Annotated in this window: 8 protein-coding genes; 5 read left to right on the top strand and 3 right to left on the bottom strand. The window is 71.3% G+C overall.

Annotated features, from left to right (window positions below):
• Positions 1-174 precede the first annotated feature (174 nt).
• Positions 175-1,704: a helix-turn-helix domain-containing protein gene (locus ACF1AL_RS16510; RefSeq protein WP_391703504.1), complete on the bottom strand. Its 1,530-nt coding sequence runs from the start codon at positions 1,702-1,704 to the stop codon at positions 175-177.
• Positions 1,705-1,927: 223 nt separating this feature from the next.
• On the opposite strand from ACF1AL_RS16510, the gene ACF1AL_RS16505 reads away from it, so the two are divergent.
• Both ACF1AL_RS16505 and ACF1AL_RS16500 read left to right on the top strand, forming a co-directional pair.
• Positions 1,928-2,638 carry a hypothetical protein gene (locus ACF1AL_RS16505; RefSeq protein ID WP_391826276.1) on the top strand — a complete coding sequence of 237 codons (711 nt, stop codon included), beginning with the start codon at positions 1,928-1,930 and terminating at the stop codon, positions 2,636-2,638.
• A 209-nt stretch (positions 2,639-2,847) separates the two neighbouring features.
• The gene (locus ACF1AL_RS16500; RefSeq protein WP_391657890.1) at positions 2,848-5,643 is read left to right on the top strand and encodes an aconitate hydratase; all 2,796 of its coding nucleotides are present in this window, start codon (positions 2,848-2,850) and stop codon (positions 5,641-5,643) included.
• A 96-nt stretch (positions 5,644-5,739) separates the two neighbouring features.
• On the opposite strand, the gene ACF1AL_RS16495 is transcribed toward ACF1AL_RS16500, so the two are convergent.
• The gene (locus tag ACF1AL_RS16495) at positions 5,740-6,903 is read right to left on the bottom strand and encodes an endonuclease/exonuclease/phosphatase family protein (RefSeq protein ID WP_391826274.1); all 1,164 of its coding nucleotides are present in this window, start codon (positions 6,901-6,903) and stop codon (positions 5,740-5,742) included.
• A gap of 87 nt (positions 6,904-6,990) precedes the next feature.
• Between ACF1AL_RS16495 and ACF1AL_RS16490 the strand changes: the two genes are divergently transcribed.
• From ACF1AL_RS16490 to ACF1AL_RS16480, 3 genes are all read left to right on the top strand, one after another.
• Complete coding sequence (locus tag ACF1AL_RS16490; protein ID WP_391826272.1) at positions 6,991-7,686, top strand: response regulator transcription factor; 696 nt, start codon at positions 6,991-6,993, stop codon at positions 7,684-7,686.
• A complete protein-coding gene (locus ACF1AL_RS16485; RefSeq protein ID WP_391826270.1) occupies positions 7,679-8,779 on the top strand; it encodes a sensor histidine kinase in 1,101 nt (366 codons plus the stop codon). The genes ACF1AL_RS16490 and ACF1AL_RS16485 overlap by 8 nt, the downstream gene beginning before the upstream one ends.
• A gap of 322 nt (positions 8,780-9,101) precedes the next feature.
• Entirely contained in the window at positions 9,102-12,389 is a 3,288-nt protein-coding gene (locus ACF1AL_RS16480) for a GH92 family glycosyl hydrolase (protein WP_391826268.1), read from the top strand.
• Between the two features lie 61 nt (positions 12,390-12,450).
• Here the strand turns inward: ACF1AL_RS16480 and ACF1AL_RS16475 are convergent, their stop codons facing one another.
• A complete protein-coding gene (locus tag ACF1AL_RS16475) occupies positions 12,451-16,194 on the bottom strand; it encodes a GH92 family glycosyl hydrolase (RefSeq protein WP_391826404.1) in 3,744 nt (1,247 codons plus the stop codon).
• Between the last annotated feature and the right edge of the window lie 111 nt (positions 16,195-16,305).

Raw genomic sequence — 16,305 nt, 5'->3', positions numbered from 1 at the left:
CGCTTGCCGACCCGCTCGCGGATCGCACGACGCATCACGTCGAGGGCGCGGCGACCAGAAGCCTTCGGCGGCGGCCAAAAATCCCAGAAAAGTCCCAGAGGCGCCGCCACATCCCCTCCCGTCTCGCGTTCGTGCAGGTCAGGAGGGGTGTGGTGGCGCTGTTTCCGAAGACCTTCAGATGTCCCGGAAGATCTCGATCTGCGCGCCGATCGAGTTCAGGCGCTCGGCCAGGTCCTCGTAGCCGCGGTTGATGACGTACACGTTGCGCAGGACGGAGGTGCCCTCCGCCGCCATCATCGCCAGCAGGACGACCACGGCGGGGCGCAGGGCCGGCGGGCACATCATCTCCGCGGCGCGCCAGCGGGTGGGGCCCTCGACCAGGACGCGGTGCGGGTCCAGGAGCTGGAGGCGGCCGCCGAGGCGGTTGAGGTCGGTCAGGTAGATGGCCCGGTTGTCGTAGACCCAGTCGTGGATGAGGGTCTTGCCCTGCGCGGTGGCCGCGATGGCCGCGAAGAACGGGACGTTGTCGATGTTCAGGCCGGGGAACGGCATCGGGTGGATCTTGTCGATCGGCGCCTCCAGCTTGGAGGGGCGGACCGTGAGGTCGACCAGGCGGGTACGGCCGTTGTCGGCGAAGTACTCCGGGGTGCGGTCGTGGTCCAGGCCCATCTCCTCCAGGACCGCCAGCTCGATCTCCAGGAACTCGATCGGGACCCGGCGCACCGTCAGTTCCGACTCGGTCACCACGGCCGCGGCCAGCAGGCTCATCGCCTCGACCGGGTCCTCGGAGGGGGAGTAGTCCACGTCCACGTCGATGTCCGGCACACCGTGCACGGTCAGCGTGGTCGTGCCGATGCCCTCCACCCGTACGCCCAGCGCCTCCAGGAAGAAGCACAGGTCCTGGACCATGTAGTTGGAGGAGGCGTTGCGGATGACGGTCACGCCGTCGTGGCGGGCGGCCGCGAGCAGCGCGTTCTCGGTCACCGTGTCACCGCGCTCGGTCAGCACGATCGGGCGGTCCGGACGCACCGACGGGTCGACCTGGGCGTGGTACTGACCCTCCGTCGCCGCGATGTCCAGGCCGAACCGGCGCAGCGCGATCATGTGCGGCTCGATGGTGCGGGTGCCGAGGTCGCAGCCGCCGGCGTAGGGGAGCTTGAAGCGGTCCATGCGGTGCAGCAGCGGACCGAAGAACATGATGATGGAGCGGGTGCGGACGGCGGCGTCGGCGTCGATGGCGCCCATGTCCAGCTCGGACGGCGGCACGATCTCCAGGTCCACGCCGTCGTTGATCCAGCGGGTGCGCACGCCGATGGAGTTGAGCACCTCCAGCAGGCGGTACACCTCCTCGATCCGCGCGACCCGGCGCAGCACGGTACGGCCCTTGTTGAGCAGAGACGCGCACAGCAGGGCCACACAGGCGTTCTTGCTCGTCTTGACGTCGATGGCCCCCGACAGCCGGCGGCCGCCGACGACGCGCAGATGCATCGGGCCCGCGTAACCCAGCGACACGATTTCGCTGTCCAGCGCCTCACCGATGCGAGCGATCATCTCAAGGCTGATGTTCTGGTTGCCGCGCTCGATGCGGTTGACGGCGCTCTGGCTGGTTCCGAGCGCCTCGGCCAGCTGCGTCTGCGTCCAGCCTCGGTGTTGCCGGGCGTCGCGGATGAGCTTGCCGATGCGTACGAGGTAGTCGTCTGCCATGAGGTTGAGGTTATCTCAGATATGAGATGGCGCTCGTCAGGGGGTCCATTCGGGTGACGCCCCGTCAACGCCGTGCGCGGACACGGGTACCCCGTCCTGCGAAAGATACGGGCAAATCGTCGGATGTCATGATGTGACGTGCCGTACGGCGTGATGGGCGTGTCGTACGGCGTGGAACCTCGCCCCCGGTGTCTCCCTCTGACCCTCCGAAAGGGGGACACCCATGAACATCCCGATGCGGCGACTCGCCGTCGCCGCGGCGCTCGCCTGCTGCTGCACGCTGACCTCGTGCGGCACCGAGCGCGCCGGCGCGGGTGCCGGACCGGCGGCGGTCGCCTCGCCGACGTCACGGAGCCCGCAACCGCACCCGTCCGCGTCCGCGGCGTCATGCGACGTCTCGGTCCCGGAGAACACCGACGAGGACACCGACGGCGGCGCGGACCTCCCGGACACCACGTCCGACGACCAGGGAGAGCTTCCGGACACCACCTCCGACGACCAGGGGCAGCTTCCGGACACCACCTCCGACGATCAAGGAGACCTTCCGGACACCACCTCCGACGAGCAGGGCGGCCAGGACCTCCCCGACACCACCTCCGACGACCAGGGCCCGCCCCCCGTCGACACCGAGGAGGACGCGGATCTGTCCGACCGCTGGTACTCCATGACCCGCGAGTTCGTCGCGTACCTGCGGGGGAGCGCGGCGAAGGGGGACGCCGCCCTCGCCGCCCATGTGCACAGCGTCAGCGTGTGCACGACCGAGGGCGGTGCCCGCACCCTCGCCCGGGTCCGGGCGGAGTACGACGTGGGGCAGGACGAGCCGCTGCGGCGCACGGCCCGGGTCTTCGCCCACTGGCGGCAGTCCCTGTACGGCGATCACGGCCATGTCGAGGTGCTGGCCCCGGCGAAGATGACCGCCGAGCAGGACTGGTAGGGGCACGATGCCCGGCCCGGGGCCGGGTCGGGCATGACCATCGAGCGCCCATGTACTACTGTTATCTCGACATCGAGATATCTGCCGAGGCGCACCGTGGTCGCCACTCCAGTAAGGCAACCCTGACTTAGTCTGACCTTACCGGACGGCCAAGCCGGCGTGGCGGCACGATTGACGGTGGTACGCGCACATCAATGAAGGAGACTGTCGTGTCGGCGAACAGCTTCGACGCCCGCAGCACGCTGCAGGTGGGCGACGAGTCGTACGAGATCTTCCGGCTGGACAAGGTCGAGGGCTCCGCGCGCCTTCCCTACAGCCTGAAGGTGCTGCTGGAGAACCTCCTCCGCACCGAGGACGGCGCGAACATCACCGCCGACCACATCCGCGCTCTCGGCAGCTGGGACTCCCAGGCGCAGCCGTCGCAGGAGATCCAGTTCACGCCGGCCCGCGTGATCATGCAGGACTTCACCGGTGTGCCGTGCGTGGTGGACCTCGCCACCATGCGCGAGGCCGTGAAGGAGCTGGGCGGCGACCCGGCGAAGATCAACCCGCTCGCCCCGGCCGAGCTGGTCATCGACCACTCCGTCATCGCCGACAAGTTCGGCACCAACGACGCCTTCAAGCAGAACGTCGAGCTGGAGTACGGCCGCAACAAGGAGCGCTACCAGTTCCTGCGCTGGGGCCAGACCGCCTTCGACGAGTTCAAGGTCGTCCCGCCCGGCACCGGCATCGTCCACCAGGTGAACATCGAGCACCTGGCCCGCACGGTCATGGTGCGGGGCGGACAGGCCTACCCCGACACCCTGGTCGGCACCGACTCGCACACCACGATGGTCAACGGCCTCGGCGTCCTCGGCTGGGGCGTCGGCGGCATCGAGGCCGAGGCCGCCATGCTCGGCCAGCCGGTCTCCATGCTGATCCCGCGCGTCGTCGGCTTCAAGCTGACCGGTGAGCTGCAGCCCGGCACCACCGCCACCGACCTCGTGCTCACCATCACCGAGATGCTGCGCAAGCACGGTGTGGTCGGCAAGTTCGTCGAGTTCTACGGCGAGGGCGTGGCCGCCACGTCGCTGGCCAACCGCGCCACCATCGGCAACATGTCGCCGGAGTTCGGCTCCACCGCCGCGATCTTCCCGATCGACGACGAGACCCTGAACTACCTGCGCCTGACCGGCCGCTCCGAGCAGCAGGTCGCCCTCGTCGAGGCGTACGCCAAGGAGCAGGGCCTCTGGCTGGACCCGGCCGCCGAGCCCGACTTCTCCGAGAAGCTGGAGCTGGACCTCTCCACGGTCGTCCCCTCCATCGCCGGCCCGAAGCGCCCGCAGGACCGCATCGTCCTCGCCGAGGCCGCCCAGCAGTTCGCCAAGGACGTCCTCAACTACGTCGAGGCCCCCGTCGCGCAGACGCCGGCCGCCGCCACCTCGCCGGTCGACGAGGCCAGCGCCGAGTCCTTCCCGGCCTCCGACGCCCCGGCCTACGGCCACGAGGAGAACGGCGCGGGCGCCCCGCAGCACGGCCAGGGCACCGGTGCCGTCCCGTCCAACCCGGTCCAGGTGACCGCCCCCGACGGCACCACCTACGAGCTGGACCACGGTGCGGTGACGGTCGCGGCCATCACCTCCTGCACCAACACCTCCAACCCGTACGTCATGGTCGCCGCCGCCCTGGTGGCCAAGAAGGCGGTCGAGAAGGGCCTGACCCGCAAGCCGTGGGTCAAGACCACCCTCGCCCCGGGCTCGAAGGTCGTCACCGACTACTTCGACAAGGCCGGCCTGACCCCGTACCTCGACAAGGTCGGCTTCAACCTCGTCGGCTACGGCTGCACCACCTGCATCGGCAACTCCGGCCCGCTGCCGGAGGAGGTCTCCAAGGCGGTCAACGACCACGACCTCGCCGTCACCTCGGTCCTCTCCGGCAACCGGAACTTCGAGGGCCGTATCAACCCCGACGTCAAGATGAACTACCTGGCGTCCCCGCCGCTGGTCGTCGCCTACGCCATCGCGGGCTCCATGAAGGTGGACATCACCCGTGAGGCCCTGGGCACCGACCAGGACGGCAACCCGGTCTACCTGAAGGACATCTGGCCCTCCGAGGCCGAGGTCAACGACGTCGTGGCGAACGCCATCGGCGAGGACATGTTCAACAAGTCCTACCAGGACGTCTTCGCGGGCGACGCCCAGTGGCAGTCGCTGCCGGTCCCGACGGGCAACACCTTCGAGTGGGACCCGCAGTCCACCTACGTCCGCAAGCCCCCGTACTTCGAGGGCATGACGATGGACCCGGCCCCGGTCGAGGACATCTCCGGCGCCCGCGTCCTGGCCAAGCTGGGCGACTCGGTCACCACCGACCACATCTCCCCGGCCGGCGCCATCAAGGCCGACACCCCGGCCGGCAAGTACCTCACCGAGCACGGTGTGGAGCGTCGTGACTTCAACTCCTACGGCTCGCGCCGGGGCAACCACGAGGTCATGATCCGCGGCACGTTCGCCAACATCCGCCTGCGCAACCAGATCGCGCCGGGCACCGAGGGCGGCTACACCCGCGACTTCACCCAGGACGGCGGCCCGGTCTCCTTCATCTACGACGCCTCGCAGAACTACCAGGCCGCCGGCATCCCGCTGGTCGTCCTGGCCGGCAAGGAGTACGGCTCCGGCTCGTCCCGCGACTGGGCGGCCAAGGGCACCGCGCTCCTCGGCGTCAAGGCCGTCATCGCCGAGAGCTACGAGCGCATCCACCGCTCGAACCTCATCGGCATGGGCGTCCTGCCGCTGCAGTTCCCGGAGGGCCAGTCGGCCGAGTCCCTCGGCCTGACCGGCGAGGAGACCTTCTCCATCTCCGGCGTCACCGAGCTGAACGACGGCACCACGCCGCGCACGGTGAAGGTCACCACCGACACCGGCGTCGAGTTCGATGCGGTCGTCCGCATCGACACCCCCGGTGAGGCGGACTACTACCGCAACGGCGGCATCATGCAGTACGTGCTGCGCAGCCTGATCCGCAAGTAAGCGGTACGGCACAGCGGTCGAGGGCCGCACCCCCGTCGTGGGGGTGCGGCCCTCGGGCGTTCGTACGCTGCTGCCGGCACTTCGGCCGGGGCGTCGTCACCAGCCGACGCGGGCCGCCACCGGCAGGTGGTCGCTGCCGGTGGCGGGCAGCACCCAGGAGCGCGTCGGCCGTACCCCGCGGACCAGGATCTGGTCGATCCGCGCCACCGGGAAGGCCGCCGGCCAGGTGAAGCCGAAGCCGTCCCCCGCCTCCGCCTGGGCCGAGCGCAGCCGCGAGGTGATGCTGGCGAGCGCGCGGTCGTCGGTGGTGCCGTTCAGGTCGCCGAGCAGGACCACCCGTGCGCTCCGCTCGGCGGCGAGGGCCTCGCCGAGCGCCCGCGCGTTGCGGTCCCGGCTGTCCGTCCAGAAACCTCCGCGGGGCATCAGCCGTACGGACCCCAGGTGCGCCACGTACACCGCCAGCGGGCCCCGGTCCGTGGTCACCGTCGCCCGCAGCGCCCGGTTGTAGGCCAGCTTGACCTCGGCCGGCTTGGTGGCCCCCAGCGGCCCGGCGTCCATCGCCGTGTCGACCGGCCTGACCTCCGTGAGCGGCAGCTTGCTCCACAGTCCGACCGTGCCCTGCACCGTGTGGTACGGGTAGGCGCGCGCCAGCTCCTTCTCGTAGCTGCCCCGGGCCCGCTCGGTGAGTTCCACCAGGGCCAGGAGATCCGCGCCGGAGGCGGCCAGGTCACGGGCGGTGCCGGCCGGGTCGGGATTGGCGTCGCCGACGTTGTGCTCGGCCACGGTGAGGTCGCCGCCGGGGCGTGACTTGTCGCCGAGCAGCCCGCCGAAGAGGCTGAACCACACCACGGCCGGCAGCAGCAGCGCCACCACCGCCGAGGCGGAGCGGCGCCACAGCGCCCAGAGCAGCAGCAGCGGGACGAACAGGCCGAACCATGGCAGGAAGCTCTCCACCAGGCTGCCGAGCCCCCCGCGGTCCGTGAGGTGGGCGTGCAGCAGCAGGAGCAGGCCGAGCAGCACCGCCAGCGCCGCCGGCACCCGGCCACGCCGCCACGGCCCGGGCTGCCGGAGAGCGTGCACCACCCGGCGGATGCGCGCACGCCCGGAGCCGAAGCCCCAGCCAGAGCCGGTGCCGGAGCCGGAGCCGGGGTCCCGGCCCCCCGTGCCGCCCGGTGCGGTCGTGAGGGCGGCCGGGCCGGCGCCAAGGCGGCGGCGCGGCCGTCGGGTCGTCGTGCGCGCGGAGGGTGACGAGTGAGGCATGCCGCCAGTGAACACAGCGCGCTGTTGCCCGCCCGTATGCGGTTTTCGATACGCCGCCGATATGCGCCGGCTCGTAGCATCGACGCCATGCGTGTGCTGATCGTCGAGGACGAGCCCTACCTGGCGGAAGCCATCCGCGACGGCCTGCGCCTCGAAGCGATCGCGGCCGACATCGCGGGCGACGGGCACACCGCGCTGGAGCTGCTGAGCATCGTCCCCTACGACATCGCCGTCCTGGACCGGGACATCCCCGGGCCCTCCGGTGACGAGATCGCCCGGCACATCGTCGCCTCGGGCAGCGGCATGCCGATCCTCATGCTCACCGCCGCCGACCGTCTCGACGACAAGGCCTCCGGCTTCGGACTGGGCGCCGACGACTACCTCACCAAGCCCTTCGCCCTGCAGGAGCTCGTCCTCCGGCTCAGAGCGCTCGACCGCAGGAGGGCGCACGCGAGGCCTCCGGTGCGGGAGATCGGTGAGCTGCGCCTCGATCCCTTCCGCCGCGAGGTCTACCGGGGCGGCCGCTACGTCGCGCTCACCCGCAAGCAGTTCGCCGTGCTCGAAGTGCTCGTCGCCGCCGAGGGCGGTGTGGTCAGCGCCGAGGAGCTGCTGCGGCGGGCCTGGGACGAGAACGCCGACCCCTTCACCAACGCCGTGCGCATCACGGTCTCCGCCCTGCGCAAACGCCTCGGCGAACCGTGGATCATCGCCACCGTGCCCGGTGCCGGTTACCGCATCGACACCGCACCCGGGGCCGGGCGTGGGGGAGAAGAGCGTGGATAGGCCGTCCGGCTGGAGCGTGCGTCTCAAGCTCACCCTCAGCTACACCGGATTCCTGCTGGTCGCCGGGACCCTGATGCTCGTCACCGGGTGGCTGTTCCTGACGCGGGTCAGGCACGTCGGACTCGTCTTCGTCCCCGACTACCGCTTCTCCGTCGCGCGCGACTTCGCCCCGATGGCGTTCATGACGATGCTGTTCCTGCTGGTGTTCGGCCTCACGGGAGGGTGGTTCCTCGCCGGGCGCATGCTCGCCCCGCTGCACCGCATCACGCAGGCCACCCGCACCGTCGCGAACGGATCGCTCTCCCACCGGATCCGGCTGCCGGGCCGCCAGGACGAGTTCCGCGAACTCGCCGACGCCTTCGACACGATGGTCGCCCGGCTGGAGGCACACGTCGCCGAGCAGGAGAGGTTCGCGGCCAACGCCTCCCACGAGCTGCGCACCCCGCTGGCGATCTCGAAGTCGCTGCTGGACCTGGCCGAGAGCGACCCGGACCGGGACACCGATGACATCCTCGACCGCCTGCGCACCGTCAACACCCGGGCCATCGACCTCACGGAAGCGCTGCTGATGCTCAGCCGGGCCGGCCGGCGGTCCTTCCCGCGGGAACGGGTCGACCTGTCCCTGACGGCGGAGGAAGCCGCCGAAACGGTCCTCCCCCTCGCGGAGAAGCACGGTGTCGCCCTCGACACCGAGGGCGACGTCGCCCACACGATCGGGTCGCCGGCGCTGCTGCTGCAGCTGACCGTGAACCTCGTGCACAACGCGATCGTCCACAACCTGGCGGACCGGGGCAGCGTGCGGGTGACCACCGGGGTCCGCCCCACGACCGTGCTGCTCACCGTGGAGAACACCGGCCCGCGGGTCACCGCCGAGGTGGCCGCGACGCTCACCGAGCCCTTCCAGCGCGGCACCGAGCGCGTCCACACCGACCACGCGGGCGTCGGCCTGGGGCTGACCATCGTCAGGACCATCACCGACGCGCACGACGGAGCACTCACCCTCACACCGCGCCCCACGGGCGGGCTGCGGGTCACCGTGGAACTGCCCCGGGCGGTGGACGACGCCCCGCCCACGGCGAGCACGCCGCGGTGATCCGCGGACCCGGTGGACGTGAGCCGACGTCCACCGGGCCGCGAGCCGGCCGGCCGGAGGGGGGTGGGGCCGGGCCGTGAGGGGTGGCCTGTGCGTCACCGTGGTGCGGCGACAACGTTGTCTGATTGGTGTGTACCTGACTCTAGCGCCTCAACGGACAACGATGTCAAGCGACTTGACGGCTGAGCCGCCCGAGTGAGCCGGCGGCACGCCTGCCCGCGGTCACGCCCTCTTCCGTGCTACCGCTGGCTCACGGTACTGTCCGTGCGGCTTGTGCGACCTGTGGTGCGCGACCCGTCCGCAACGAGGAGGGGCCGCGTCCATGCGCTTCCGTCCCGTGTCCCTGCTGCTGGCCGCCGCACTCGCGGCCGCCGGCGCCACCCCCGCCCTCGCGGCGACCGCCGCGCCACCCCCCGACCGGGCCCCCGCCCTGGTCACGGACCCCACCGCCTACGTCGACCCGCTGATCGGCACCAGGAACGGCGGCAACGTCTTCCCCGGCGCCGTCGTCCCCTTCGGCATGTTCTCCTTCAGCCCCGAGAACACCCGCGGCGACGCCACCAGAACCGCCGCGCCCGGCGGCTACCACTACGACGCCACCCGCATCCGCGGCTTCAGCCTCACCCACATGTCCGGCACCGGCTGCGCCGGCGGCAGCGGCGACATCCCCTTCTTCCCGTACGCCGGCGAGGTCACCACCTCCCCGGCGAGCGACACCAAGGACGCCGTGTACGCCGCCGGTTTCCGGCACGCCGACGAGAGAGCCGAGCCCGGCCACTACCGGGTCGCCCTCGACTCCGGCGTCACCGCCGACCTCACCGCCACCGCCCGCACCGGCTCCGCCCGCTTCACCTTCCCCGCGGACAAGGCCGCCTCGCTGCTCGTGCGCACCGCCAACTCCGAGGTGGGCTCCACCGATTCCACGGTCGAGATCGACCCCGCGCACCGCACCGTCTCCGGATCCGTCACCTCCGGCAACTTCTGCGGCTTCCTCGACCCCGAGGGGCAGCGGTCGTACTACACGCTGTACTTCACCGCCCGCTTCGACCAGCCCTTCCAGGCCACCGGCACCTGGCAGGACGACAAGCTGAGCCCCGGCTCCCGCACCGCCTCCGGCTCCACCGGCGGCTTCGCGCACGGCGGCCGGCCCGTCGCCGGCAAGGGCGCCGGCGGATACGTGCGGTTCGCGCCCGGCACCGAGCGGGTGAACGTCAAGGTCGGCATCTCCTACGTCGGCCGCGCCGGCGCCGAGGCCAACCTCGCCGCCGAGAACCCGCCCGGCCGCCCCTTCGACGCCGTCCGGGACGCGGCCCGCCGAGCCTGGCGCGACCGGCTCGGCGCGGTCCGCGTCGGCGGCGGCACCGACGAGGAGCGCACCACCTTCTACACCGCCCTCTACCACTCCCTGCTGCACCCGAACGTCATCGACGACACCGACCGCCGCTACCGCGGCCCCGACGGCCGGGTGCACACGGTGGGCGCCGGCCACCGCGCCCAGTACGGGACCTTCTCCGGCTGGGACGTCTACCGCGACCAGGTCCAGCTGCTCACCCTGCTCGACCCGCGCGTCGGCTCCGACATCGCCCAGTCCCTGTACGAGCTGGCCCGGCAGAACGGCGGCGTCTGGGACCGCTGGCTGCACGGCGCGGCCGGCACCCACGTCATGAACGGCGACCCCTCCGCCACCGCCCTCGCCGCCGTCCACGCCTTCGGTGGCACCCGCTTCGACCTCAGGGGCGCCCTCGCCTCCCTGGTCCGGGCCGCCACCGTACCGACCGAGGAGGACCTGTCCGCGGCCGGCAAGCCCGTGCTGTCCGTCGGCCAGCGCCCCTCCCTCGACAAGTACCTGAAGCTGCACTACATGCCGTCGGTCTCCAACGCCTGGGGCGGCGCCGCCGAGACCCTGGAGATGTCCACCGCCGACTACGCGCTCTCCCGGCTCGCGACGGCGGCGGGCGAGAAGGACACCGCGGCCGCCTTCGCCCGCCGCGCCCAGTGGTGGCAGAACACCTTCAACGTCGCCGCGGACCAGAGCGGCGGGTACATCGCGAGCCGCAGGGCCGACGGCAGCTGGGTCACCGGCTTCACCCCGGCCACCGGCAACGGCTTCGTCGAGGGCACGGCCGCCCAGTACACCTGGATGGTGCCGCACGACCCGGCCGGCCTGTTCGCCGCGATGGGCGGCCGGGAGGAGGCCCTGCGGCGCCTCGACGCCTTCTTCCACACCGACGGCGGCGACTGGGCGTTCACCGGCGCGGGCGGCGAGAAGTCCGAACTGGACAACGAGCCGTCGATCAACGTGCCCTACCTGTACGCCTACGCCGGCGCGCCGTACAAGACGCAGGAGACCGTGCGCGCCGCCATGCGGCAGCTGTGGTCGACCGCGCCCGGCGGCATCCCCGGCAACGACGACCTCGGCGCGATGTCGGCCTGGTACGTCTTCTCCGCGCTCGGCATGTACCCGCAGGTGCCCTCCCGCGCCGAACTGGTTCTCGCCTCACCGCTGTTCGAGCGGATCGAGATCCACCGGCCGTACGGCAACGACATCTCCGTGCGCGCCGCCGGCGCCGCCGCGGGCGCCCCGTACGTCCACTCCCTGCGCGTCGACGGCCGGACCAGTGACCGGCCTTGGCTGCCCGCGTCCTTCGTGCGGCACGGCGGTCGCCTCGACTACACGCTGTCCGCCACTCCGGACCGCAGCTGGGGGAGCGACCCCGCCGACGCGCCGCCGTCCTTCCGGGAGGGCGAGCAGCCCTACCAGATCGGTGTCGGGCCGACCGCGGCGACCGTCCCGCCGGGCGGCAGTACGACGACGACCGTGCGGGCCGTGTCGCTGGACGGCGGCACCGGACCCGGGGCGCGCTTCCACGTCGAGACACCGGACGGCGTCACCGCCGCCCCCGCCGACGGCACGATCGGCTCGGGCTCCCGGGAGATCACCCTCACCGCCGCCCCGGACACCCCGCAGGGCTTTTACGACGCGCAGATCACGGTGATCTCCGGCGACACCGCCTACCGCCAGCCGGTCGTGCTCAAGGTGGCCGCCCCCGGCACCCTGCTCGCCGCCTACGACACCACCGGGGTCTCCGACGACTCGGGCGACCACGACGAGGCCGACTACGACGGCGGCGGCTGGAGCTACTCCCGTCAGGCGCTGGCCGCGGCGGGCCTCGCCCCGGGCGCCCACGGCACCGTCGCCGGGCTGACCTTCACCTGGCCGAACTCCCCGGCCGGCCGGCCCGACAACGCCTCTGCGGCCGGTCAGACGGTGCGCCTGGCCTCTCCCGCCGCCCGGTTGTCCTTCGTCGGCAGCGCGGTCAACGGCGACCAGCAGGCCGAGGCCGCCGTCACCTACGACGACGGCACGAGCGCGACCGTCGACCTGTCCTTCACCGACTGGACGGTCGGCGGCGGAGGCGGCACGGTCCGGTACGGCAACGAGGTCGTCGCCCGGACCGCGTACCGCAACGTCGCCGGCGCCGACCGCGACCCGGTGGCGACCTACGTCTTCGCCACGAAGCCGTTCACCGCACCCGACGGCAAGCGGATCACCTCGGTGCGGCTTCCCCGCAACGCCGACCTGCACGTGTTCACGCTCGCCGTGGGCTGACCCGCGGACGCGTACGGCCCGGGGAGCGTGTCCCCGGGCCGTACGGTCACCTGCCGGCGGTTCAGGCGAGCAGTTCCACCTCCGCCAGGGTCGCCTCACCGGTGAACACCAGGCGGTACTTCGCGTACGCGCCCGGCCTGGCCACCGTGAACGCCCGGGTCTGCCGGTCCCAGGCGAAGGACTGGCCGGAGCGTTCGTCGAGGGTCTGCCAGGTGGTGCCGTCGGCGGAGCCCTCCAGACGCCAGCCGGACGGCGCCTTGGTGTGGTCCTTCGGCGAGGTCAGCGTGTACTGGACGCCCTCGGTGGGGCCGGTGACCGGCAGGTCGAGCGTGGTCACCGCGGCCTCGGTCGCCGACGTGTCGTCGAACAGCGCGCCGTCGCCCTTGAGCACGTCCGCGCGCGGCGTGGGCACCTTGTCGTCGGTCGTGATCGACACCGGGGCGGCGTTCTTGCCGGTGCCCCAGGCCGACGGCCGCGGGCCCATGTCGAACTCCAGGACCCCGCCCCGGGCGAGCAGCGCGTGCGGGAGCGAGGTGGACGTCCAGCTGCGGCCGTTCACCTTCAGGCCCTGCACATAGATGTTGCGGGCGCTGTTCTTCGGGGCCTTCACCACCAGGTCGTGGCCGTTCTCCAGGTGCACGGTCGCCTTGGTGAACAGGGGCGAGCCGATGGCGTACTCGCCGCTGCCCATGACCAGCGGGTAGAAGCCGAGCGCGGAGAACAGGTACCAGGCCGACTGCTCGCCGTTGTCCTCGTCGCCGTGGTAGCCCTGACCGATCTCGCTGCCGACGTACAGCCGGGAGAGCACCTCGCGGACCTTCTCCTGCGCCTTCCACGGCTGCCCGGCCGCGTCGTACATGTAGATGACGTGGTGGGCGACCTGGTTGGAGTGCCCGTACATGCCCATCCGCACGTCCCGGGCCTCGGTCATCTCGTGGATGACACCGCCGTAGGAGCCGACGACCTCGGGGGAGGCCGTCTCCGGGGTGGCGAAGTACGTGTCGAGCTTGTCGCCGAGTCCCGAGCGGCCGCCGTAGAGGTTGGCCAGGCCCCGGCTGTCCTGCGGGGCGGTGAAGGCGTAACCCCAGCCGTTGGTCTCGGTGTAGTCGTAGCCCCAGACGCGCGGGTCGTACGTGTCCGACGCGACGCGCCAGTTGCCCTTCGCGTCACGGCCCTGGAAGAAGCCGGCCTTGGCGTCGAAGAGGTTGACGTAGTCGCGGGCGCGGTTGAGGAAGTACTGCGACTCCTCCTGGTAGCGCTTCTCGCCGGTCTCCCGGTAGAGCTTCTGGCCCATCCGCGCGATGCCGTAGTCGTTGAGGTAGCCCTCCAGCGCCCAGGACAGGCCCTCGTGCGTGTCGGTGCTGGTGTAGCCGAGGAACGGCGAGGTCGCCATGCCCTTGCGGCCCACACCCGAGGCCGGCGGCACCACGGTCGCGTTCTTCACGGCCGCGTCGTACGCCGCCTTCGCGTCGAAGGGGACGCCCTTGACGTAGGCGTCGGCGAACGCCACGTCCGAGGAGGTGCCGGTCATCAGGTCGGCGTAGCCGGGGGAGGACCAGCGGGAGGTCCAGCCGCCGTCCTTGTACTGCTGCACGAACCCGTCGACCAGCTCACCCGCCTGAGTGGGCGTCAGGAACGAGTAGGCCGGCCAGGTGGTGCGGTAGGTGTCCCAGAAGCCGTTGTTGACGTACACCTTCCCGTCGACGATCTTCGCGCCGGTGTGCGTGGGGGTGTCCTGGCTCGGCATGGGGGAGAAGGGGGAGGCGTACTGGTCCTTGCCGTCGACCTTCTCGAAGCCGGAGTTCGGGTACAGGTAGAGCCGGTAGAGGCTGGAGTACAGCGTGGTCAGCTGGTCCGGGGTGGCGCCCTCGACCTCCACCTTGCCCAGCAGCGCGTCCCAGGCCTTGCGGGCCCGGTTCTTCACCCCGTCGAAGGACACGCCGTCGGGGATCTCCTGGCGCAGGTTGTCCTTGGCCTGGTCGAGGCTGATCAGCGAGGTCGCCAGGCGCAGGGTGACCGTGCGGTCCTCGCCCGCCCGGAAGCGCAGCCAGCCCTGCACGCCGCTGGACGAGCCGTCGGTGACCGGCTTGTCGAAGACGCCGTACACGAACAGCCGGGTCGCGCCGGTGGACAGCCCGGACTTCACGTCCGAGTAGCCGGTGACGATCCCGTTCTCCTTGTCCAGGGTCAGGCCGGCCTGCTCGGTGACGTTGTCGAACAGCACGCTCGCGTCGTCGCCGGGGAAGGTGAACCGCAGCGCGGCCGCGTGGTCGGTGGGCGCCATCTCGGCCTTCAGCCCGTTGTCGAACCGCACCCCGTAGTAGTACGGCCGGGCGGTCTCGTTCTCGTGCCGGAAGGGCAGGGCGCGCCCGGTGCGCGAGGTGTCCGGGGTGCCGGGGGTGACCGACGGCATCACCTGGAACGTCTGCCGGTCGCCCATCCACGGGCTCGGCTCGTGGCTCGCGCTGAACGCCTGGATGGTGGGCAGGTTGTCCGCGTTGTTCATCCGGGCGTAGTCGTACAGCCAGCTCAGCGAGCCGGCGTTGGTGACCGGCGTCCAGAAGTTGAAGCCGTGCGGCATCGCCGTCGCGGGGAAGTCGTTGCCGCGGGAGAAGCCGCCGCTGGAGTTGGTGCCGCGGGTGGTCACCGCGTAGTCCGCGAGGTGCGCCTTGGGCCGCTCGGGCGGGGCGGGCCGCAGGCTGATGTCGTCCAGCCAGCCGCGGAAGCGCGCCGGTCCCTTGGGGGAGTCGTACGCCACCAGGATGCGGTCGACGGTCTTGCCGGCCGCGACCGAGCCGATCGCGGAGACCACGTTGTTCCACTGGTTGACGTAGAGCACCTTCGCCGCGCCCTGGCCCTGCGGGGTGAGCGCGAACCCGTGCTGGTCGGTGGCGCCGAGGCCGCTGAGGTACGTGCCGTCGGTGAAGGCGAGGTCGACGGAGACGTTGGTGGCGTCGTAGTCGCGGTCGCCGTCGGCCATCGACGGGAAGATCCGGTAGGACAGCTGCGTGGCCCGGGTGACCCGCACGTCCACGTCGAAGACCTTGTTGTACGAGTACGCCCGGCCGTCGGCGGTGTGGCGTCCGGCGTAACGCAGGGCGCGCTTTCCGGTGAATCCGGCACCCGCCTTCGCGGTCGGCGATCCGCTCGGTCCGCGGTCGACCAGCGAGAGCATGTCCTGGGGCACCGGCCCGTTCGCGGCGCCCGTGGAGAACTGCACGTCGGCCAGCTGGAGGATGCCCGAGGCGCCGTTGTTGCGGGTCACCTCCAGCCGGAAGTGCGCGTATTCGGCGGGTTCGGCCAGGTCGTACGTCTTCGTCTGGAAACGCTCGGCGAAGGTCTCGCCGGAGCGGGTGTCGAGGGTCTTCCAGTCCTTGCCGTCCGTGGAGCCTTTCAGGGTCCAGTCCCTGGGGTCGCGCTCGGCGAAGTCATTGGCCGAAGTGAGCGCGTACGTGGTGATTTCCTGTGGTTTGTCCAGGTCGAACTCGGCCCAGCCGGTCGGCTCGAACGTCAGCCACTTGGTGCTCGGTTCCCCGTCGACGAGGTTCTCCTTCACCTCGCCGGCGCCCGTGTTCTCCCCGCTCGCCCGCACGTCGGTGACATGGTCGGTGACATTGCCCGGTATCCCGCTCGCGTAGCCGCCGTCCACGCCCGAGGCGCGCCGGGTGCCGTCCGCGCCGGTGTCGACGGTGTTGAGCCAGTCGGGTGCCGCATCCCCCGCCTCGAAGGAGGAGGAGAAGGACGAACCGGCGGCCGGGGACTGCCCGGGCAGTGCCACCGCCGCGCCCTGCGCCCCCGCCGCCATGACAAAGGCGGCCGTGAGGACGACCGCCGGACCGCATCTGTGCCGTGTTCTGTGCATCGACAAGCACACCCTCCCTGCGCGGTGGACAACGTTGTCACTTCGTCGCGCAGG

The organism is Streptomyces sp. NPDC014801 (genome assembly GCF_043082085.1).
In the GTDB taxonomy this organism is placed as follows: domain Bacteria; phylum Actinomycetota; class Actinomycetes; order Streptomycetales; family Streptomycetaceae; genus Streptomyces.
Note: the sequence above shows the minus strand (reverse complement) of the source record. Positions and strands in the feature narration are given on the sequence as shown.